The organism is Microvirga thermotolerans (genome assembly GCF_009363855.1).
Classification (GTDB): domain Bacteria; phylum Pseudomonadota; class Alphaproteobacteria; order Rhizobiales; family Beijerinckiaceae; genus Microvirga; species Microvirga thermotolerans.
The window spans coordinates 3,024,129-3,045,036 of sequence record NZ_CP045423.1 but is presented as its reverse complement, the minus strand read 5'-3'; the positions used below and the strand labels follow the sequence as shown (position 1 = coordinate 3,045,036).

The following is a 20,908-nucleotide window of genomic DNA, read 5'->3' as shown; positions in this document are numbered from 1 at the left end:
CGGCGCATGCCCGTTGCGCCCTAAGGCCTCACGAGACGAGCGCCATGCGGTCGACGTCGACGAGGCCGTAATCCGTGATCTTCAGGTGCGGGATCACGGGGAGGGGAAGGAAGGCGACCTGCAGGAAGGGCTCGGGCAGCGTGACGCCGAGCCCCCTCGCGGCGTCTCTCAAGGGATAGAGCGCATCGCGCACGTCCTCGTAAGAGCGGTCGCTCATGAGGCCGGCGATGGGCAGAGCCAGCTCGGCGCGAACCTCGCCATCCGAGACGACGACGAAGCCGCCGTCGATGGCGCGCAGGCGGTTGACCGCCGCCGCCATGTCCCCGTCGTCCGCGCCGACGACACAGATGTTGTGGCTGTCGTGCCCGACCGAGGAGGCGATGGCGCCCTTCTTCAGGCCGAAGCCCTTCACGAAGCCGCGGCCGATGTTGCGGTTGATCCCGTGGCGCGCCAGGACCGCGACCTTGACGACATCCTGGTCGGGATCGGCCGAGAGGCCGCCATTGTGGTGGGGCAGGGTGGCCGAGTCCCTTTCCGTGATGATCCTGCCGGGAACGACGCCGATCACCGGCGTCGGCCCCGCGGTTGCGGGAACGCGGAAATCGTCGGCGGAAACCGGGCCGATCCTGATGCTGCCGCGGCCGATGGGCGCGACCGTGCGCCGGCTCGCGAACAGCGCATCGTCCACGAGGCGTCCCGCGCTGAGGACGGCGGAGACGGAGCAGGTTTCGAGGTCGTCGAGCAGCACGATGTCCGCGCGCTTGCCGGGAGCGATCATGCCGCGGTCCGTGAGGCCGAAGGCCTGCGCCGCCGTCAGCGAGGCCGCGCGATAGGCGGCGAGGGGTTCGCAGCCCAGGGCGATCAGCATGCGGATCATGAAGTCGAGATGACCTTCCTCCGCGATGTCGAGGGGATTGCGGTCGTCGGTGCAGAGCGCGAGGAAGGGCGAGGTCTGTATGGTGAGGAGGGGAGCGAGCGCGTGCAGGTCCTTTGACACCGAGCCCTCGCGGATGAGGACGGTCATCCCCTTGCGGATCTTCTCGAGGGCTTCCTCGGCGGCGGTGGTCTCGTGGTCCGTGCGGATTCCGGCTGCGAGATAGCCGTTGAGGTCGAGCCCCCGGACGAGCGGCGCGTGACCGTCGATATGTCCGCCGGCGAAGGCCTCGATCTTGGCAAGGCATGAAGGATCGGCGGCAAGGACGCCGGGAAAGTTCATGAACTCGGCGAGGCCGATGACCTTCGGGTGGTGGCGGTAGCGCACCAGGTCCGCCGCTTCGATGCGCGCGCCCGCCGTTTCGAGGTGCGTCGCCGGAACGCAGCTCGAGAGCTGCACGCGCAGGTCCATGACCGTCCGCTCCGCACAGGCGAGGAAATAGTCGAAGGCGGCGGTGCCGAGCACGTTCGCCATTTCGTGCGGATCGCAGATCGCGGTCGTGACGCCGTGCGGCAGGACGCAGCGGTCGAACTCGAACGGCGTCACGAGGGAGGATTCCACATGCAGGTGCGTGTCGATGAAACCCGGAACGGCGATGCGCCCGCGTCCGTCCACGGTGCGGGCGCTCCGGTAACGGCCATAGGTCCCGACGATGGTGTCGCCGCAGATTGCGATGTCCGTGCGCGTCAACGCGCCGGTCACGAGGTCCAGAAGGCGCACGTCCGTGACGACGAGATCCGCGGGAGTTGCGCCGCGCCCCTGCGCAACGCGGCTGGCTATGGCTTGTGCATCGGGCTTCGTCATGCGTTCCTACCAGTGTCGGCGCGATCCGTTGTCGATATGGATGATGCCGTTCCGGTAGATCTTAAGGCCGCCGATTTCGGGACGCGAGCGCAAATATGCCATGACGCCGCGCGCGCGGTTGTGGATGCGGAGATCCATGGCGCGGCAGGCAAGGTGCAGGGAATGGTCCGCGCCGCCGGCGCGCCTGTTGCGGCGGACCGAGCGATGGGTGGATTCGATGCTCACCGCGCCGAACTTCGCGGACAGATCCGCGACCACATCGCGCAGCGCCGCGGGCAGGCACCCCGTCGGCGCTCCCGGTCTCGGAAGGATGCTCCCCGCGGCGACGAGCGAGGAGAAGCGCGATGGAGGAACCGGAGGCTTCGAACTCCCCGGCAGGTTTCCCGTGGCGGCGGGATCGGTCATGCGCTCGGCCGCCGGCAGGCTGGCATATTGCGCGGCAGGAAGGCTCGTTCCCTCTCCTTCCGCAAGCGCCGGTCCCGGCACTCCCGCGAGAAGCGCACCGGCCAGGCATGCGGCGCAACAGGCCCTGCGTGGGCATGCGTTGGATCGACGCTGAAAAGCAGAAACGGCGCTCATGGGGTCTCCCCTCCGAGCCCCCTCGATGCGCAGCCGTGAGCGACCGTCAGCCGCATGTCGCTGCGTCTGTGTGAGTTTCTTGAGCATGTAACGGCCAAGTTGCCGCTGCCGGCGAAACAAGTTAAGGTTGAGTTCGGCCTTGGCAACCCCCGCGCTAAGATTTTTATCTTTCCTGACCTAAAGGGTTGGAAGTTCTTCCTCTCTTAGCACTTTCGAGATGCGAAACTATCCTTTCGATATCCGTTATATTATTGCCTGATCGCCTACTTGCGTGCGCGGCCCGGCATGCACACATCATGCTGCGGTGTGCCGCCCCCTCGGCGGCAGACGGGAGAAAGTGGGATGTACGCTGCTCGCAGCGCTTTTTTCGATGCCCTGAAGACCGCGGGCCCGACCCGCGAGGACGCTCTCGCCCGCGTGACGCTCGTCGCACGGCTGATGGACAGCGCCTTCTTCATTCCGGGGCTCAACCGCCGGGTGGGTCTCGATGCGGTGATCGGGCTCGTTCCGGGGGTGGGCGATGCCATATCGGCCGCTCTCGCGAGCTACATCGTCTGGGAGGCGCGTCAACTCGGCCTGCCGCGCTGGAAGATCGCGCGGATGATCGGCAACGTGGCCATCGACACGGCGATCGGCGCGATCCCGGTGGCCGGCGACGTGTTCGACGTGTTCTTCAAGGCCAACCAGCGCAACCTGCGCATCATCCAGGACCATCTCGGCGTGGCGAAGCGCGGGCCGCGCGAGATCGACGGCACCGCGGTCCGCGTCGACGAGCGCTGACCATGAGACGTCTCGTCTGGCTCGCCGCCGCCTTCATGGTGGGCCTCTGGTCACTGGTGGCCTGGGGCGTCTACGGCCTCGTCGATTTCCTCGGCAGTACGATGGCGCGGAACGCCGACGTGGTGACCGCTCATCCGGGGGCCGTGGAATGGCTCTCGTGGATCCTCGGGGCCGTGCGCAACCTCGGCCTTGCGGCGGTGGTGTTCGTCTGGGGGCTCGTGGCCCTGCTCATCCTCGCCGTGCCGGCGGCCGTCAGCTTCGTGACGGGGCGGGCCGTCCGCCCGGCCGGGCCGACGGGCTGGAACGACGGCTATCCGCGTCCCGGCTACCGGGACGTGACCCCGCAGGGCATGGCGGCGCAGGACGTCGGGCCCGCTCCGGAGCGGGAACTGCCGCGCATCGAGCGGCACTGAACGGTGGAGCGCCTCCGAAAGGAGCCGGAGACCGGTTCCAGCCCTCCGGCGGCACGGGTCAGCGGTGGCTGGAGATGAACTGCTTGAAGCGCTCCGATTTCGGGGCGCCGAAAACCTCCGCCGGCGGACCTTCCTCTTCGACCACGCCCTTGTGCAGGAACATCACCCGGTTCGAGACGTCGCGGGCGAAGCCCATCTCGTGGGTAACGACGAGCATCGTCCGTCCTTCCTCCGCGAGCGAGCGCATCACGCGCAGCACCTCGCCGACGAGTTCGGGGTCGAGCGCCGAGGTCGGCTCGTCGAAGAGCATGACCTGAGGGCGCATGGCCAGCGCGCGGGCAATCGCCGCGCGCTGCTGCTGGCCGCCCGAGAGGTGCGACGGGTACTGGTTGCGCTTGTCCGCGATGCCGACCTTCTCCAGCAGGGCCTCGGCCTCGGCGATGCACTCCGCCTTCGGCCGCTTCTGCACGTGGACCGGCGCCTCGATGACGTTCTCCAGGATCGTCATGTGAGACCAGAGGTTGAAGCTCTGGAAGACCATGGCGACCCGGGAGCGGATGCGGTCGACCTGCGCCTGGTCGGCGGGCTCCATGCCGCGGCGGGTCTGCTTCAGGCGGATGGCTTCGCCCCCGATCCGCACCTCGCCGGAATCCGGCACCTCGAGCATGTTGATGCAGCGGAGCATGGTGGACTTGCCCGATCCCGAGGCCCCCAGGATCGAGATCACGTCGCCTTCCCGGGCCTCCAGGGAAACGCCCTTGAGCACCTCGAGCGCGCCGAAGCTCTTGCGCAGGTTGTGAACCGATACGGCGGGAACGTTGGCGGTCGTCACGGACGAGGCTCCGGTTTGCGACGGGGCGGAAGGGTGAGCGGCATGGGACATTGCACGGGACACGGCGCTGCCTTGGGTCGCGGCCTCAGACATGGGCGGCCTCCAGCTTCGGCTCGACGGAAGGCGGGCGGCGCAGGTGGGGCGAGAGCCACCATTCGATGGCCATGACGATACGGGTGATCGCGAAGTTGAGGATGAGGTAGATCGCGCCCGCCACCACGAACACCTCGACCGCGCGGAAGGTCTGCGAGATGAGCTTCGCCGCCAGCCCCGTCACCTCCATCATCGTGATGATGGAGGCGAGCGAGGTCGCCTTCACCATGAGGATGATCTCGCTGCCGTAGGCGGGCAGGGCCTGGCGGACGGCGATGGGAAACACGATGCGGCGGAAGAGCAGGAAGCCCGACATGCCGCAGGCGCGCGCCGCCTCCACCTGCTGGTGGGGAACCGCCTGGAGCCCGCCGCGGAAGATCTCGCTGGCATAGGCGGCGGTGTTGAGGGTGAGAGCCAGCACCGCGCACCAGTAAGGCTCGCGGAAGAAGCCCCACAGGCCCCACTCCTGGAGCGTCGGGCGGAACTGCCCGAGGCCGTAATAGATCAGGAAGATCTGCACGAGGAGCGGCGTGCCGCGAAACACGAACACGTAGGCGCGCGCGAAACCGTCGAGCACGCGCACCCCCGACATGCGCATGAGCGCCAGCAGCATGGCGAACACGGCGCCGAAGGCGACCGAGGTGAAGGCGAGGTTGAGCGTCAGCGGCACGCCGGCGATGAGCTGCAGGAAAGTGTCCCGCATGAAGGCGAAGTCCATCAGGAAGCCCTCCTCATGCCGCGCATGGAGTGGGTTTCGGCGCGCTGGAACAGGTAGGTGGAAACCCAGGTGATCAGGAGATAGAGCACGCCCGCGGTGATGTAGAAGTCGAAGGGCCTGCGCGTGGACCCGGCGGCGATGTGCGACTGGCGCAGCAACTCGACGAGGCCGGTCACGGAGATGAGGGCGGATTCCTTCAGGACCAGCTGCCACGTATTGCCAAGACCGGGGATCGCGTAGCGCAGCACCTGCGGCGCGACGATGCGGCGGAACATGAGCCAGCGGTGCATGCCCACGGAGCGCGCCGCCTCGATCTCCCCCCGGGAGACCACCTGGTATGCGCCGCGGAACACCTCGGCCTGGTAGGCGCCCGAGACGATGCCGATGGCGAGCGCGCCGGTGACGAAGGCGGGCACGCCGATGAAGCCCTGCGCCCCGAAGAGGCTGCCGATGGCGCTGAGAGCCGCGCTGCCGCCGAAATAGAAGAGATAGATGACGAGAAGATCGGGGATGCCGCGCAGGATCGTCGTGTACCCGTCCGCCAGCCAGCGGGCCGCGACGTTGCGCGAGAGCTTCGCCCAGGCGACGAACGTGCCGACCACGGAGCCGACGAGAAATCCGCACAGCGCCACCGCCAGCGTCATGCCGGTCGCCGTCAGGAGCGCCCATCCCCACCCGTTCGGGCCGAACCCGACGAGCTCGAAATAGCTCAATTGCTGCACGCTGAACCGTTCCTGTTATGCGTCGCCCCGCATGCGGGGCGACGCCGTTCGAGTCGATGATCCTTCCGGGCCGCGCTCAGGTCTGCGGCGTCATGTCGACCTTGAACCACTTCTCCGTGAGCTTCTTGACCGTTCCGTCGTCGATGGCGGCCTGGATCGCCGTGTCGAAGGCCTTCTTCAGGTCCGCCTCGCCCTTGCGCAGGCCCACGGCGACGCCGCGGCCCAGGACGCCGCCGGAAACGCCCGCGCCGGCCATGGTCATGTTCTTGAACTCGGGCTGGTCGAGCGTCGCCCTCATGGAGGACTGCGCGGCGAAGATCGCGTCGACGCGGCCGGCGGCGAGATCGAGGTCGTGCTGCTCCGTGGTCTTGTACTCGCGGATCTGGATCACGTCCTTGAGATACTTTTCCAGGAACTGGGAGTTCACGGTCGAGCCCTGCACGCCCACGGTCTTGCCCTTGAGCAGCGGCTTCCACGCCTCGATGACCTTCTGCGCGCCCTCGGGATCCTTGTCCAGGTTCAGGCGGCCGCCCGTTCCTTCGAGCTTGGCCAGGGGAGAATCCTTGGCGGTGGCGAAGCCGTGGAGCCCGGAAGCGTAGGGGCGGGAGAAGTCGATCACCTCGAGCCGCTTGTCGGTGATGTTCATGCCGGCCATGATGGCGTCGTACTTCTTGGCGTTCAGCGCCGGGATGATGCCGTCCCAGTCCTGCGCCACGATCTCGCACTTCACCTTCATGCGCGCGCACAGGTCGTTCGCCAGATCGACCTCGAACCCCTCCAGCTTGCCGCCCGCGCCGGTGAAGTTCCACGGGGCGTAGGCGCCCTCGGTGGCGATCTTCACGGTCTTCTCCTGCGCCGCCGCGCCGCCCATCGCAAGCGCCGCGGCCAGGAGGCCGAGACCCAGTCCCTTGAACATCCTCATCGTCGTTCCCTTGTCGTTAGCGTCCGTTGCGCCTTCCCTGGCGAGGCCGGAGACGCGCTCCGGCCATCGTCGCTGGCTGGAAGCTAACATTCAAAAGCCGAGCCAGCGCAAGTCCCAATCCTGCCGAATCGGCCGTCCGGAATGGTGTTTTCGGTCGCAGGCGGCGCCGATTCGACAAAAAAAGGCGCGGCCGGGCCGCGCCTTCTTGCCTCAAGGGAAGCCGGTTCGGCTCCCGGACCTCAGCCCTTCGGCGAGATGTCGATCTTGAACCACTTCTCGGACAGCTTCTTCACCGTGCCGTCGTTGACCGCGGCCTGGATGGCCTCGTTGAAGGCCTTCTTCAGCTCGGTGTCCTCCTTGCGCAGGCCGACGCCCACGCCTTCGCCGAGCAGGCCGCCGGTGATGGACGGGCCGACGAGAACGTAATCCTTGAACTCGGGCTTCTCGAGGGTGCCGATGATCGCCGTGGAATCCGCCAGAACCGCATCGATGCGGCCGGCGGCGAGATCGAGGTCGTGCGCCTCGGTGGTCTTGTACTCGCGGATCTCGGCGGTGCCCTTGTAGTACTTGTCGGCGAAGTTCGCGTGAATGGTCGAGCCCTGCACGCCGATGGTCTTGCCCTTGAGCAGCGGCTTCACGGCGTCGATGGCCTTCTCGGCGGCCTCCTTCTGGGTGCCGAGGTTGAAGGCCTGCCCCGTGCCGGGCATCTTGGCGAGCGGCGAGGACTTAGGAACCAGGAAGCCGTTCGGACCCGCGGCATAGGGGCGGGAGAAGTCGATCACCTTCTTGCGCTCTTCGGTGATGCTCATGCCGGCCATGATGGCGTCGTACTTCTTGGCGTTCAGCGCCGGGATGATGCCGTCCCAGTCCTGCGCCACGATCTCGCACTTCACCTTCATGCGCGCGCACAGGTCGTTCGCCAGATCGACCTCGAACCCCTCCAGCTTGCCGCCCGCGCCGGTGAAGTTCCACGGGGCGTAGGCGCCCTCGGTGGCGATCTTCACGGTCTTCTCCTGCGCCGCCGCGCCGCCCATCGCAAGCGCGGAGCCCAGGATGGCCAGGCTGACTGTCTTGAAGAACTTCATCTGTGTTCCCTTGATTCTACGGCTCGGGCTGAGACGAGCCTCGCTTCTCGCGGCCTCCCGGCCGCGCCGTCACGGAGTAACGGCCAAACGGAACGAAAAGGCAAGACGCCTTCTGCAGGCCCCGGCTAGACGACCCGCAGGCGGATTTCCCCCAGGCCCTCGACGGATCCCGTCATGGTCTGGCCGCGCTCGACCGGCCCCACGCCCTCCGGAGTGCCGGAGAAGATGACGTCGCCCGGCGCGAGCTCGAAATAGGCGGAAAGGTAGGAAATCTGCTCCGCGACGGACCAGATCATGTCGGAAAGATCGGCCTTCTGCCTCACCGTCCCGTCGACGGCCAGCGAGATCGTGCCCTTTGCGGGATGGCCGATGCGGGAGGCGGGAACCAGCGGGCCGACGGGGCCGGACAGGTCGGCCGCCTTGCCCAGCTCCCACGGGCGGCGGAGCTGCTTCGCCTCGTCCTGAAGGTCGCGGCGGGTCATGTCGAGGCCGACCGCATAGCCGAAGACGTGGTCGAGGGCCGTCTCCACGGGGATGTCGCGGCCGCCCCGGGCGAGCGCCGCCACCATCTCGATCTCGAAGTGATAGTTGCGTGTCCTGGGCGGATAGGGATGGTCGACGGTCCGCCCGGCCGGAATCGGCTGGAGCGCGTCGGCCGGTTTCATGAAGAAGAACGGCGGCTCGCGGGTCGGGTCGCCGCCCATCTCGCGGGCATGGGCCGCATAGTTGCGGCCGACGCAGTAGACCCGGCGCACGGGAAAGAGATCGCTCGAATCCGCGACCGGCAGGACGGGGGCGGTCGGGGCGGGAATGACAAGGGCCATCGGATGTCCGGCAGAGTGAGGGAGGGATTCGTCCCGGCCTTCCTGTGGGAGCGGCCGGTTGCCTCCTTCCTACACCTTGCTCCCGGCGCCACAAGACGCAATGACTATGCGCCCGACCCGAGGAGCAGGAATGGCCACCGCAGCATCCGAGCACGGAACCCTCATCGACGGCCTGACGGAACGGCTCGGGGCGGCGGCCGTCCTCACCGGCGCCGACGATCTCGAGCCCGCCCTGACGGAGACGCGGGGCCTCTATCGCGGCAGGGCGCTCGCCCTGGTGCGGCCGGGCGACCGGGAGGAGGTCGCCTTCGTCGTGCGGGAATGCGCGCGGGCCGGCGTCCCGATCGTCCCGCAGGGGGGCAATACCGGCCTCGTCGGCGGCGGGGTCCCGGACGGGGGAATCGTCCTGTCCCTGGCCCGGCTGGACCGGATCCGCCATCTCGACCCTGTCAACGCCACGATCACCGTGGAGGCCGGCTGCATCCTCAGGGCTGTGCAGGAGGCGGCCGAGGCGGCGGGCCACCTCTTTCCCCTGTCCCTGGCCTCGGAGGGCTCCTGCCGCATCGGCGGCAACCTCGCCACCAACGCGGGCGGCACCGCGGTCCTGCGCTACGGCAACATGCGGGAGCTGACCCTGGGGCTGGAGGTGGTCCTCGCGGACGGGCGGGTCTGGAACGGCCTCAAGGGTCTGCGCAAGGACAACACGGGCTACGACCTCAAGGACCTGTTCATCGGCTCGGAGGGAACGCTCGGCATCATCACCGCCGCGGTCCTGAAGCTCTTTCCGAAGCCCCGGGTCCGCGTCACCGCCTTCGTCGGCTGCGCCTCGCCGGGCCGGGCGCTCGCCCTGTTCGAGCGCCTCCGCGAGGCGGCGGGCGACCAGCTGACCGCCTTCGAGTACATCCCCGATTTCGGGCTGGAGATCGTGCTCAGGCACCGTCCCGGCGCGGTGCGTCCCCTGGCGGGCCGCCACCCCTCCTATGCGCTCGTCGAGCTGTCCTCGCCGCAGGCGGACGCCGACCTCCGGGGGCGGCTGGAAACCGTCCTCGGGCAGGCGCTGGAGGATGGCCTCATCGCGGATGCGGCCCTCGGCGCGAGCGAGGCCCAGAGCCTCGCCCTGTGGGGCCTGCGGGAGAGCCTCTCCGAGGTCCAGAGATTCGAGGGCGGCTCGATCAAGCACGACGTCGCGGTGCCGGTCTCGCGGGTCGCGGAGTTCATCGAGACGGCCGCCAAGGCCTGCGAGGCGGAGATGCCGGGGATCCGGGTCTGCGCCTTCGGCCATTTCGGCGACGGCAACATCCACTTCAACCTGTCCCAGCCGGTCGGCATGGACAGGGACGCGTTCCTGGCCGAATGGGCGCGGTTCAACCGGATCGTCCACGACATCGTGCATGCCATGGACGGGTCCATCGCGGCGGAGCACGGCGTCGGGCTCATCAAGCGCGAGGAGCTCCTGCGCTACAAGGACCCGGTCGCCCTCGACCTCATGCGGGCCCTCAAGCGCACCCTCGACCCGCGCAACCTCCTCAATCCCGGCAAGGTCATCGACATCGGCGGCCCCGCCCCCTCGGCCATCGCAGGACTTATGGAACATCCATGAAGAGCATCGACATCCTGGCCATCGGCGAGCCGCTGATGGAGTTCGCCGAGGTGCGGCGCGGCGGGGAGCGGCTTTACCTGCCGGGCTTCGGCGGCGACGTGTCGAACACGGCCGTGGCGGCCGCGCGCCAGGGCGCGAAGGCCGCCATCTTCACCGCCCTCGGCGACGACGCCTTCGGCCGGGAAATCCTCGCCCTGTGGGACAGGGAGGGAGTCGACCGCTCCTCCGTGATCCTGCGCGCCGGCGGGCGGACCGGCGTCTACTTCATCGGCTACGGCGAGGAGGGGCACGTCTTCTCCTATGCCCGCGCCGGATCGGCGGCGAGCCTCGTCCGTCCCGGGGAGCTGCCGCTCGACCGGATCGCCGCCGCGCGGGTCCTCCATGCCTCCGGCATCAGCCAGGCCATCTCCGGGGACTGCGCCGACGCGGTCTTCGCGGCGATCCGCCATGCGAAGGCCAGCGGCACCGCGGTCAGCTACGACACGAACCTGCGCCTTCGCCTCTGGCCGCTCGACCGCGCCCGCGCGGTGATCCATGCCGCCGTCGCGCTGAGCGACATCGCTCTCCCGGGCCTCGACGACGCCCGGCAGCTCACCGGCCTCGACCGGCCGGAGGACATCTGCGCGTTCTATCTGGGGCTCGGCTGCCGGATCGTCGCCCTGACCATGGGCAAGGCGGGCACCATGGTCGCGACGCCGGAGCGGCGCGAGGTCATCCCGGCGCGTCCCGTGGAGGCGGTGGACGCCACGGGGGCGGGGGACACCTTCGACGGGGCGTTCCTGGCCGAGTGGCTGGTCCATGGCGACCCGTTCAGGGCCGCCGCCTATGCCAATGCCGCCGCCGCCCTCTCGACCCTCGGGCAGGGGGGCGTGGGGCCGATGCCGACGCGGCAGGCGGTGGAGAGCTTCCTGCGCGCCGCATGAAAACGGCGGGCCGCGAAGGGCCCGCCGCTCAGAAGAGCCGGAAGGTCGGAGGAGATCAACGGCCGCCCGGCAGGCGACGGGCGTCGGCCAGATGCTGCTCCAGGTGCGGAATCACCGACCGGGCGTAGGTGACGAGCGCCGGATCCGTGCCGACCTGGGCATATTGCTGGTAGAGCGCCAGGGTCTGCTGGTGCGCGGCGCGCTGGTAGCGGCCGTAGAGACGGTCGAACTGGCTGCCGCGGGCCGAGGCGAGCTCGTTCAGCATGCGGCTCTTCTCGGGGTCGAGCTGGACCGGCAGCTGCATCGGCGCAGCCGCAACGACCGTGCCCGTGGTGGCCGGACCGGCCTCGTTCGGATTCGTCGCCAGGCTGCCCGAACGCAGGTTGCTGCGGCGGCCGAGGGGGCCGTCATAGTTCGGGTCGTAGCCCGGCTTCGGACCGGGAGTGGCCGTGGCGGCCGAGGCCACCGTGCCGGTGGTCGCGCCGATGCCGGCGCCCACCGCAGCGCCCACCGGGCCGCCCACCAGGGCGCCGATGCCCGCGCCCGCCAGGGTGCCGGTCATGGTGGTGCCGAGCCATTCGCCGCTGGCCGAATAGACCGCCTGGCCGCCGTTCAGGGCCTGGCTGGTCTGGCCGTGCTCGGCGATCATGTTCTGGGCGAAGGTCTTCACCCGCGGGCTCCGGGAGCGCTCCAGCGCCATGCGGCTTGCCGCGATCTCGAAGGCGTCGGCCTGGGCCGCCATGGTGCGGAAGGTCTGGCCGTCGAGCGTCTGCGCGAAGGCCGGAGCGGACGCAGTCGTCAGCAAAGCTGCAAGAACAACGTATTTCTTCATAGGATGAGCTCCTGGTTGGGAACGCAGAACACCCTTGCAAGGCCTGTTGGCTTGCAGAGAATTACTGGTGGCTGCTGCAGCCCTACAACGATGTAGTGTCCACGATGTTCCGGGTCCGACACGAGGGCTCGAGCGTTTCTTCCCGATACTGCGGAGCGCCGCCCTCGACCTGGGCCGGCCGCCGGATACGGGCATTTCGCCCCTGCGCGCCGAACGAGGGTGCGGCCGCGGCCGCAATGGGGTATGAGCGCACGTCCGGTACCGAGATCGCCTTGTCGAAACTTCTCCACGTCCAGGTCCTGAGAGCGCTCGCCGCCCTGTCGGTCGCCTTCCTGCATGCGCAGCACGATGCGGAAGGACTGGCGGCCCGCATCGGGCACGGCTTCGCCGCCCTCGACCGCTTCCCGTGGATGGCGGGCGTCGACGTGTTCTTCGTGATCTCCGGCTTCATCATGGTCTATGCCTCCCGCCCGCTCTTCGGCGAGGCGGGGGCGAGGGGCGTGTTCCTGGCCCGGCGCCTCGTGCGCATCGTCCCGCTCTACTGGGCCGTCACGACGCTCTATCTCGCGGTCTCCCTCGCCGCTCCCGCCCTTCTCAACAGCGCTCCGCTCCAGCCCTGGCAGGTGCTGGCCTCCTATCTGTTCGTTCCCTTCGAGCGCCCGGACGGGACCGTCCAGCCCCTCTACTCCCTGGGCTGGACCCTGAACTACGAGATGTTCTTCTACCTGCTCTTCGCGGCGGTGATCGTCCGACCGAAGCGGATCGCGCTGAGCCTGCTCGTCGCGGGCCTCGCGGTACTGGTCCTGGCCGGCAGGCTGCTGCCGCTCCCCCAGCCGCTGGCGTTCTGGACCGACCCGATCCTCCTGGAATTCGCCTTCGGCCTCGGGCTCGGCTGGCTCCACGCGAAAGGCGTCACCCTGGGCAGGGGCGTCCGGTGGGCCCTGGCGCTCGCCGCCGTCGCGCTGCTGGCGGCGAACCTCATCGATCTGCGGAGCGACCTGAGCGAAATGCGGCCCCTGGCCTGGGGGCTGCCGGCGGCCCTTCTCGTCGCCGCGGCGGCCTTGAGCCGCACGGAGCGGGAGCCGAGCGCCCTGACGCGCTTCGCGGTGACGGCGGGGGATGCCTCCTATGCGATCTACCTCGTCCATCCCTTCGCGATCCGGGGCATGGGGGTCGTGCTCGCGCGCACGGGGGCCGATGCGGCGCTCGGGCCTTGGGGCTTCGTCGCCCTGTCCCTTGCCGTGACGCTCCTCGCGGGCATCCTGGTCCACCGCCTCTTCGAGCGGCCCCTCACCGATGCCCTGCGGGCATGGGTGGACCGTCGCGCCTGAGGTCGGTCGCCGTGCGCCCGTTTCTCAGGACCCGCCGCCGCCCCGCCGGATCTGTCCGAGGGAGAGCATCCCCATCCCGCCGATGGTCCCGTCCGGCTGCAGTCCGCGCAACTCCGCCGTGAGGAGGAAGCCCGTCTCGTCCCGGTCGATGGTGAAGAGGTGGTAGCCTGCCTTATGGGTCATGGTCCCGCTCCGGGCGGAGGCGGAGGGCGCGCCGACCACCGGGACAGGGCCGCGCGGGCCCGGCAGGTGCGCCAGCGATCCCACATGGTTGTGCCCGTGGAGCACGAGCTCCGCGCCGACCCGGCGGATCATGGCCTCGAACGCGCTCGCATCGGTCAGGTTGCGGCCGGGCTGCGCCCCGCCGCGATGCGGGGGGTGGTGGATCAGGACGATGCGGAAGCAGGCGGGGTCCTGCCCGAGTTCCGCGAGGATCCGCTCCGCCGCCTTCATCTGCCTCGAGCCGACGCGCCCGCTCGCCACGAAGGGCAGGGTGGGAATGGCGGAGGACAGGCCGACCAGGGCCACCGGGCCGAAGCGGCGCAGGAACGGGAAGACGCCCTCCCGGCCGTCGATGCCGCGGGTCCACGGCGCCACCTCCTTCAGGAGCCCTTCGAGCGCGCCCATGACATAGGCGTCGTGGTTGCCGGGCACGAAGCTCACCGTTTCCGGCGAGCCGAGGCTTTCCAGGAAGATCCGCGACGTCGTCCACTCGCTCGGCAGGCCGATGTTGCACGTGTCGCCCGTGCAGGCGATGTGGTTCGGCGCCTGGGCGCGGATGTCCGAGACCAGCGCCGCCAGGAGCTCCATGTCGTGGGTTGCGGACCGGCTGCGATGCCAGTTGTACCAGCCGGTGAGGCGCTTGCTCAGGAGCTGCCGCAGCTGCGGACGGGGAAGCGGTCCCACATGGGGATCGGTCAGATGGGCGAGGCGGAACATGGCCGCGACCTTACGGTCTCGAATGCCGCTCGCCAATCGCCCATGTCGGCTGCCATGCCCTGGCGGCGGGCGCCTCGCGCGGGGCGGATTCCGGCTGCGCCTTCACTCGCGATCCGCGGCCGCTCCGGATCGGCGCCGGACCAAGGAAAAGTCCCCGAAGGGCCTCCTCGGGGACGAGCGGGAATGGCGGCTCGGTTCCGATCAGTACTGCGCGCCGGGGATCAGGGTCGAGCGGATCGCATGGTCCTCGAGATCGAGGGCCGGGGACCAGGTGAAGCGGGCGGAGCGCGAGAGGAAGGAAAGGATCAGGGAGACGAACATGGCGGCACCTTTTGGCTAGATTTGTCATAGTCCCGCTTGAGGTGCATGTCACATGCTGAAACATTGGCACAGATATGCGCCTAAAGTATAGCTCGTTCATCAAATCGTCATTCGGGCCGTGCTCCTTCATGAGAATGCCCCTCGTCACCGAGTCGAAGCTCGCCGGCCGCCTGCTGCGCCGCGCCTTTCACACCTACTGGCGCTTCTCGCGCGGCATGACCCTCGGCGTGCGGGCCGCCGTCGTCGACGGCGACGAGCGGGTCTTCCTGATCCGTCACACCTACGTGCCGGGCTGGCACCTGCCCGGCGGCGGCGTCGAGACCGGGGAGCCCGTGCTGGAAGCCCTGGAGCGTGAGCTCCGCGAGGAGGCCTGCATCGAGATGACCGGGCCGCCGCGCCTCCACGGCGTGTTCTTCAACCGGCAGGCCTCTCCCCGCGACCATGTGGTGGTCTACGTGGTGCGGGATTTCGCCGTCACCGGCCCCAAGCTGCCGGACCGGGAGATCGCCGAAGCCGGATTCTTCCCTCTCGACCGGCTGCCCGAGGGCGTGACCCGGGCGACGCGCCGACGCCTTTCGGAGATCCTGCGGGGCGAGCCGGCCGGCGCGGTATGGTAGGGCGAGCGGAACCGTTTGCCTGCCGGGCCCCGCACTGCTAGAGCATCGTCCCGTGCGGACGACCGGTCCAGTTTTCCGCACCATGCGCCATGGACCAAGCGGACGAGGACGCGCGCTTCATGACCCCGACCCGGATCCTGCGACGACGAAACGGCTGACGATCCGTCACGTCCGTCTTGCATCGCCGTTTCCGCGAGTCCGTCCATGACCGAGCTTTCCCTGATCATCCGCAACGAGCAGCCCATCGATTCCGAGGCCATCGAGCGCCTGCACGAACGCGCCTTCGGTCCCGGCCGGTTCGCGCGCACCGCGTCCCGCCTGCGGGAGGGCGCGCCGCACCTGCTCGAACTCTCCTTCACGGCGATGGTGGGCACCCTGCTCGTCGGCTCCGTCCGCCTCACGCCGGTCCAGGCGGGGACGGAGATGGCCCTGATGCTCGGTCCGCTGACCGTCGAGCCCGCCTTCGAAGGCCGGGGCATCGGGGCGGCGCTGATGCGCCGCTCCCTCGAAGCGGCCAGGGACAAAGGCCACACCCTGGTCCTGCTGGTGGGCGACGAGCCCTATTACCGCCGCTTCGGCTTCAAGCGCGTCCCGCCCGGCCATCTCGTGTTGCCGGGCCCGGTCAATCCCGACCGTTTCCTCGCGGTCGAACTCGCCGAGGGCGCGCTGGAGCGGGCGAGGGGCAAGGTCAGCGTGCTGCCGGCCTGACGGGGCGGGAGGAGCCTGCCGTTCAGGCCCGCCGGCGGCCCTCGGCGACCCAGGCGACCAGGATCGCGCCGACCAGCAGGGCGAGGCCCAGGAGCCCGATGGCCAGAGGGAAGACCGACACGCCGCGCACGATCGCGCTGTCGCTCGGCCGGATGCCGATCCAGTCGCTGCCGAAAAAGCGCGAGCCGGATCTCACCGCGAGGATGCGCGGCACCGCGATCTCCGCGCCCGCTTCGGCGACGACGCGCCGGACCGAGCCACCCGTCGCCTCCGCGATGGGGCGCAGGGCCTCCGTGTTGCTGAACACGTCCGTCAGCTCCCGGGGATTGGCGGGGCCGATGCTCACGAAGGCGATGAGATCGCCGGAGCGCACCGTATGGAGGCCCATCTCCCGGCTCGTCACCTGGGCGGTGAACAGGCCCGGCCGGGACTCGGTCAGGGGAACGGCGCTTTCCGCGCCGCTCGGCGCCCTCAGGGTCGCCGGATCGGCGGCGTCCTTCATGGTCTGGCGCTCGATCCGGATGTCGCGTCCCGCCGCGGCGGCGCGCAGGGCCTCCTCTTCCAGGGCAGGCTCCTTCATGAGCCAGTGCGCCAGGCGCCGCAGGAGATCGAGGTGGGGGCCGCCGCCCTCGTAGCCCCGGGCCCACAGCCAGGCGTGGTCGGAAAGCAGCAGGGCGACCCGCCCCTTCTCCTCCCGCCTGAGCACGAGGAGGGGCAGGTTCTCCGCCCCGGACATGACGGTGCTCCCCGTTCCGACCTGCGACCCGATGGTGCGCAGCCACGCGCCCCAGGCCGGCGGGTTCGCCTCCGAGCCCGGCAGGTCGCGGGTCACGGGATGGCGCGCCCCCGTGTCCGTGATGCGCGCCTTGAAAGGCTCCTCGACGATGCGCCCGTCCGGCACGCCGGGAATGATGGGAGCGAGGCGGGTCTGGGCGAGGCTGCCGAAGCCGGCGAATTCCGGGCCTGCCGCCACCAGCACCGCGCCCCCGTCGCGCACGTAGCGCACGATGTTCTCGAAATAGCTCGACGGCAGGACGCTCTGGTTGGCGTAGCGGTCGAAGATGATCAGGTCGAACTCCCTGATCTTCTGCTGGAACAGCTCCCGGGTCGGGAAGGCGATCAGGGACAGCTCGTTGATGGGCGTGCCGTCCTGCTTCTCCGGCGGACGCAGGATCGTGAAGTGCACGAGGTCCACGTTGGCATCCGACTTGAGCAGGTTGCGCCAGGTCCGCTCGCCGGGATTGGGCTCGCCCGAGACGAGGAGCACGCGCAGCTTCTCGCGGATCCCCTCGATGGGAACGACCGCGCGGTTGTTGGCCTGGGTCAATTCGCCGGGCAGGCCGTCGACCTCGATCTCGACCACGTTCTGGCCGCCGTGCTCGATGCGCACGCCGATGGAGAAGGGGGTGCCGGTGCGCACCTGCTGGCGGGCGAATTCCTGACCGTCCCGCCGCACGGTGACGGTGGCCGAGCCCGTGCCGCCCCGCTCCATCACCGTCGCACGGATGGTCTGGTCCTTGCCGACGATCCCGAAGCGCGGCGCTTCCAGGAGCTTGATCTGCCGATCCCGCTCGTCGGGCCGTCCGGTGACGAGCACGTGGAGCGGCGCCTTGAAGCCGAGGCTCTCGACGTTCGGCGGAATGTCGTGGACCACGCCGTCCGTGACCAGGATCGCGCCGGCGAGCCGGTCCGGCGGCACATCGGCCAGCCCGTTGGAGAGGGCGGCGAAGAGGCGCGTCCCGTCGTCCCCGGAGCCGTCCGTCGCCACGATGTAGCGGGGCTCGATGTCCGCCAGCGATCCGAACCGGCGCTCCAGCTCCGCGCGGACCCGGTCGGTCATGTCCTGGCGGTCGCCGAGGGTCTGCGAGGTCGTGCGGTCCACGACCACGGCGACGATGTCCCTCACCTTCTCCCGCTCCTCCTGCACGAGGGAGGGGTTGGCGAGGGCGAGGAGCACGAGGGCGAGGGCGAGGGCCCGCAGCAGGGCGACCGGCCCGCGGGACACGAAGGCCAGCACGGCGAGCACGGCCGCGACCGCTCCGACGGCCCACAGGGCCGGGACGGGAACGAGCGGGGTGAAGGTCAGGGAGAGCACGGGTCCGTCCTACTCCTATTGTCCCAGGCGCTCGAGCAGGGCGGGCACGTGCACCTGGTCGGCCTTGTAGTTGCCCGTCAGGGCGTACATGACGATGTTGATCCCGCTGCGGAATGACAGCTCCCTCTGGCGCTGCTGATCGCTGCCGACGACCGGGTAGAGCGCCTCGCCCCGCGGCCCCACCGCCCAGGCGGCGGCGAGATCGTTGGAGGTGATGATGATCGGCGACACCCCGTCGCCGGAGCGGGCCGGGCGGTTGGCGGTGTCCTCGGTCGGCGGCGGCAGGGCCTCCACCCAGGTCTGGCCCGTGGCGTAGCGCCCCGGGAAGTCGTCGAGGATGTAGAAGGTCTTGGTCAGCACGTGGTCGGAGGGCACGGGCTCCAGCTCCGGAATGTCCAGGCTCGCCAGCATCCGGCGCAGGTACTGGCCTTCCGCGCTCACCGCCCCGTCCGGGCGGGCGCTGAAGGCGTCCCGCGTGTCGAAGACCACCGTGCCGCCGCCCTTCATGAAGGCGTCGAGCCGCCGGATCGCCGCCTCGCTCGGGACCGGGCGCGTCGCGACGATCGGCCAATAGAGCAGGGGATAGAAGGCGAGCTCGTCCCGCGCCGGGTCGATGCCGATCGGGTCCCCGGGCTGGAAGGCCGTGCGCATGGCGAGCATCTGCGAGAGCCCGAGGAGCCCCGCCTTGCTCGTCGCGTCCACCTGCGCGTCGCCGGTGATCACGTAGGCGAGCCGCGTCACGAGGGCGGAGGCGCGGCTGTCCTGGCTCAGGCCGGGGCGGGCGGCCGACGGTTCCTCCTGGGCGCGGCCGTCCGACGGCAGGCCCGCGACGAGGAGAGCCGCCAGCAGGACGGCGGCTCCGGCTCCGGCCCGGCGCATGCGGCCGAAGAGGTTGCCGAGGTGCCCGCCGAGCCAGAGGGAGGCCAGGGTATCGATCAGGAGAAGAAGGAGCGCGATGCCGAGGAGGGGCGCGCGCAGGTCGACGGTCCTCGCCCCTTCGAGGGGCGCAATGCGGGCCCGCAGGGGCGCGTAGTCGAGCGGGGCGAGACGGTCGCCGGCGACGAGGGCGTTGACCGCAAGGCTCCCGTCGACGGGACCGTAGAAGCCGGGCGGGTGCTCGGCGCTCGCCCGCTCCGCATGGTTGCGCGTCACCGCCCGGGCGGTCGGCGGGGGCGAGGTGAACACGCCGAAGCCGTCGAGGGTCAGGCGCGGGGCGACGGTCTGGTTCTCCGCGTTGCGGGTCTCCGCGCTCGCGTCGCCGGGCGACCCGGCGAGGGCGGCAATGCGGCGCAGCATGTCCACGAACAGCCCGGACAGGGGCAGGTTCGACCAGGTGGTGTCGGCGGTCACGTGGAAGAGAACGATCAGCCCGTCCCCGCGCTTGTCCGCCGTCACGATGGGCGTGCCGTCCGCGAGGGCCGCCCAGGTCTTCGCGGGCAGGTCGCTGTCCGGCTCGGCCAGGATCTGGCGGCGGACGCCGATCTCCTCCGGCACGGGCAGGCCGAAGAAGGGGCTCTCGCGGGTGAAGGGCGCGAAGGTCTTGGGCGTGTCCCAGGACAGGGTGCCGCCGAGGGTCCGGCCGCCGCGCCGCAGGCGCACGGGGACGAGCTCGTCGTTGCCCGCCGCGAGGCGCGATCCGGCGAAGCGCAGAAGAAGGCCGCCGCGCTCCACGAAGGCCGCCACCTTCGCCTGGGCCTCCCGGTCGAGGCCGCCCACGTCCGCGAGGACGAGGACCGACACCTGCTCGGCGAGGAGCTGGTCGATGGCGTCGGTCACGCCGCCCCGGCCCAGGCGGATCTCCGCATAGGGCGCGAGCGCCCGCTCGATGTAGTAGACCGGCGACAGGAGCGGCTGGGCCTGATCCGCCGTCCCGCCGAAGACCAGTCCGACCCGCCGGCGCTTGCCGCTCTCGTCGAGAAGGGTGACGGCCCCCGCCGCGTTCTCGCCCAAGATCTCGATCCGCGCGATGTCGTTGCGGATCTCGGTCGGCACGTCGAAGGTGGCCACGGCCTCCGTCGCGTCGGGGGCGAAGGCGAAGCGGGCATCGGCAAGGGGGAGGTTCTTCAGGTCGAGGGCGCGGAGGGTGCCGGAATCGCGCCCGTTGGGCTCGGCCCTGACGACGGTGGCCGTCAGCCGGCCGCCCGCGTTTGCGGTGCCGGCGATGGCGAGCGCGGGAGATTGCTCCGCCTTGAGAATAACGGTCGGGCGGTTGCCGGTCACGGAAGCCAGTCCCTCGATGAAGCCCTGACCGTCAACGCCCGCGACGCCGTCGCTGATCCAGACGATTTCCGCGCCGGGCGTCGATTCCAGGAACCGGCGGATGGCGTCGACATGCGCCCGGCGCTCGGGGAGGTGGGGCAGGGGCCTGAAGGTCCGCAGCCGCTCCAGGGCGGCGGCCGGGCTCATCGGCTGGAGATCCTGGGGTTCGCCGGCCGTGGCGGCCACGGCGACGACGCGGCCCTCGCGCTCCGCCGCCTCGATCCGTCCGGAGGCCAGGTTCATCCGCTCGCGCCAGTCGTGAGCCGAGGCGAAGCCGTTGTCCACCAGGAGCAGCAGCGGCGCGCGGCTGCTCCCCTCGGCCAGCGGGTTCCAGACCGGCCCGGCCGCGGCGACGATGAGCAGGGCCGCCAGCAGGAGGCGCAGGAGCAGCAGCCACCAGGGCGTCCGGGCCGGAGTCTCCTGCTCGGGACGGAGATCCGCCACGATCCGCAGCGGCGGGAAGTCGACCCGCTTCGGCTGCGGCGGCGTGATGCGCAGGAGGAGCCAGATCGCAGGCAAGGCGGCGAGGGCGACCAGGACGAGAGGGGCAGCGAAGGTGAGAGGAAGTCCCAGCATG

At 69.9% G+C, this 20,908-nt stretch carries 19 protein-coding genes; 7 read left to right on the top strand and 12 right to left on the bottom strand.

Annotated features, from left to right (window positions below; genetic code table 11):
* Positions 1 to 28 precede the first annotated feature (28 nt).
* Together ade and GDR74_RS14430 are read right to left on the bottom strand one after the other, a co-directional pair.
* On the bottom strand, positions 29 to 1,738 hold the full coding sequence (gene ade, locus GDR74_RS14435) for an adenine deaminase (RefSeq protein ID WP_152586959.1): 1,710 nt from the start codon (positions 1,736 to 1,738) through the stop codon (positions 29 to 31).
* Positions 1,739 to 1,744: 6 nt separating this feature from the next.
* Entirely contained in the window at positions 1,745 to 2,317 is a 573-nt protein-coding gene (locus GDR74_RS14430; protein WP_194164548.1) for a YcbK family protein, read from the bottom strand.
* Between the two features lie 342 nt (positions 2,318 to 2,659).
* On the opposite strand from GDR74_RS14430, the gene GDR74_RS14425 reads away from it, so the two are divergent.
* Positions 2,660 to 3,097 carry a DUF4112 domain-containing protein gene (locus GDR74_RS14425; protein WP_152586957.1) on the top strand — a complete coding sequence of 146 codons (438 nt, stop codon included), beginning with the start codon at positions 2,660 to 2,662 and terminating at the stop codon, positions 3,095 to 3,097.
* 2 nt (positions 3,098 to 3,099) lie between these two features.
* A complete protein-coding gene (locus GDR74_RS14420; RefSeq protein WP_152586956.1) occupies positions 3,100 to 3,510 on the top strand; it encodes a hypothetical protein in 411 nt (136 codons plus the stop codon).
* 58 nt (positions 3,511 to 3,568) lie between these two features.
* Here the strand turns inward: GDR74_RS14420 and GDR74_RS14415 are convergent, their stop codons facing one another.
* From GDR74_RS14415 to GDR74_RS14390, 6 genes are all read right to left on the bottom strand, one after another.
* A complete protein-coding gene (locus GDR74_RS14415) occupies positions 3,569 to 4,393 on the bottom strand; it encodes an ABC transporter ATP-binding protein (protein WP_246180178.1) in 825 nt (274 codons plus the stop codon).
* 34 nt (positions 4,394 to 4,427) lie between these two features.
* Positions 4,428 to 5,153, bottom strand: a complete 726-nt coding sequence (locus tag GDR74_RS14410; RefSeq protein WP_152586954.1) for an ABC transporter permease — start codon at positions 5,151 to 5,153, stop codon at positions 4,428 to 4,430.
* Positions 5,153 to 5,875 (bottom strand): ABC transporter permease, encoded by a 723-nt coding sequence (locus GDR74_RS14405; RefSeq protein WP_152586953.1) that lies wholly within the window; start codon positions 5,873 to 5,875, stop codon positions 5,153 to 5,155. The genes GDR74_RS14410 and GDR74_RS14405 overlap by 1 nt, the downstream gene beginning before the upstream one ends.
* Before the next feature lie 76 nt (positions 5,876 to 5,951).
* Positions 5,952 to 6,797, bottom strand: a complete 846-nt coding sequence (locus tag GDR74_RS14400; RefSeq protein WP_152586952.1) for a lysine/arginine/ornithine ABC transporter substrate-binding protein — start codon at positions 6,795 to 6,797, stop codon at positions 5,952 to 5,954.
* A gap of 239 nt (positions 6,798 to 7,036) precedes the next feature.
* The gene (locus GDR74_RS14395) at positions 7,037 to 7,882 is read right to left on the bottom strand and encodes a lysine/arginine/ornithine ABC transporter substrate-binding protein (RefSeq protein ID WP_152586951.1); all 846 of its coding nucleotides are present in this window, start codon (positions 7,880 to 7,882) and stop codon (positions 7,037 to 7,039) included.
* Positions 7,883 to 8,007: 125 nt separating this feature from the next.
* Entirely contained in the window at positions 8,008 to 8,706 is a 699-nt protein-coding gene (locus GDR74_RS14390) for a fumarylacetoacetate hydrolase family protein (protein ID WP_152586950.1), read from the bottom strand.
* A 130-nt stretch (positions 8,707 to 8,836) separates the two neighbouring features.
* Between GDR74_RS14390 and GDR74_RS14385 the strand changes: the two genes are divergently transcribed.
* Both GDR74_RS14385 and GDR74_RS14380 read left to right on the top strand, forming a co-directional pair.
* The gene (locus tag GDR74_RS14385; protein ID WP_152586949.1) at positions 8,837 to 10,306 is read left to right on the top strand and encodes an FAD-binding oxidoreductase; all 1,470 of its coding nucleotides are present in this window, start codon (positions 8,837 to 8,839) and stop codon (positions 10,304 to 10,306) included.
* Complete coding sequence (locus tag GDR74_RS14380) at positions 10,303 to 11,229, top strand: sugar kinase (RefSeq protein WP_152586948.1); 927 nt, start codon at positions 10,303 to 10,305, stop codon at positions 11,227 to 11,229. The genes GDR74_RS14385 and GDR74_RS14380 overlap by 4 nt, the downstream gene beginning before the upstream one ends.
* 55 nt (positions 11,230 to 11,284) lie before the next feature.
* Here the strand turns inward: GDR74_RS14380 and GDR74_RS14375 are convergent, their stop codons facing one another.
* On the bottom strand, positions 11,285 to 12,061 hold the full coding sequence (locus tag GDR74_RS14375) for a DUF4142 domain-containing protein (protein WP_194164547.1): 777 nt from the start codon (positions 12,059 to 12,061) through the stop codon (positions 11,285 to 11,287).
* A 272-nt stretch (positions 12,062 to 12,333) separates the two neighbouring features.
* Between GDR74_RS14375 and GDR74_RS14370 the strand changes: the two genes are divergently transcribed.
* Positions 12,334 to 13,392, top strand: coding sequence for an acyltransferase family protein (locus GDR74_RS14370; RefSeq protein WP_246179584.1), 1,059 nt, complete (start codon positions 12,334 to 12,336; stop codon positions 13,390 to 13,392).
* A 24-nt stretch (positions 13,393 to 13,416) separates the two neighbouring features.
* On the opposite strand, the gene GDR74_RS14365 is transcribed toward GDR74_RS14370, so the two are convergent.
* Entirely contained in the window at positions 13,417 to 14,331 is a 915-nt protein-coding gene (locus GDR74_RS14365) for a metallophosphoesterase family protein (protein ID WP_152586945.1), read from the bottom strand.
* Between the two features lie 449 nt (positions 14,332 to 14,780).
* Here GDR74_RS14365 and GDR74_RS14360 point away from each other — a divergent pair, with 449 nt between their 5' ends.
* Both GDR74_RS14360 and GDR74_RS14355 read left to right on the top strand, forming a co-directional pair.
* Positions 14,781 to 15,269 (top strand): NUDIX domain-containing protein, encoded by a 489-nt coding sequence (locus tag GDR74_RS14360; RefSeq protein ID WP_246179583.1) that lies wholly within the window; start codon positions 14,781 to 14,783, stop codon positions 15,267 to 15,269.
* A gap of 204 nt (positions 15,270 to 15,473) precedes the next feature.
* Positions 15,474 to 15,977 carry a GNAT family N-acetyltransferase gene (locus GDR74_RS14355; protein WP_152586944.1) on the top strand — a complete coding sequence of 168 codons (504 nt, stop codon included), beginning with the start codon at positions 15,474 to 15,476 and terminating at the stop codon, positions 15,975 to 15,977.
* Positions 15,978 to 15,999: 22 nt separating this feature from the next.
* On the opposite strand, the gene GDR74_RS14350 is transcribed toward GDR74_RS14355, so the two are convergent.
* Together GDR74_RS14350 and GDR74_RS14345 are read right to left on the bottom strand one after the other, a co-directional pair.
* The gene (locus tag GDR74_RS14350; RefSeq protein WP_152586943.1) at positions 16,000 to 18,072 is read right to left on the bottom strand and encodes a hypothetical protein; all 2,073 of its coding nucleotides are present in this window, start codon (positions 18,070 to 18,072) and stop codon (positions 16,000 to 16,002) included.
* 15 nt (positions 18,073 to 18,087) lie between these two features.
* The gene (locus tag GDR74_RS14345) at positions 18,088 to 20,907 is read right to left on the bottom strand and encodes a DUF4159 domain-containing protein (RefSeq protein ID WP_152586942.1); all 2,820 of its coding nucleotides are present in this window, start codon (positions 20,905 to 20,907) and stop codon (positions 18,088 to 18,090) included.
* Position 20,908: the final 1 nt, after the last annotated feature.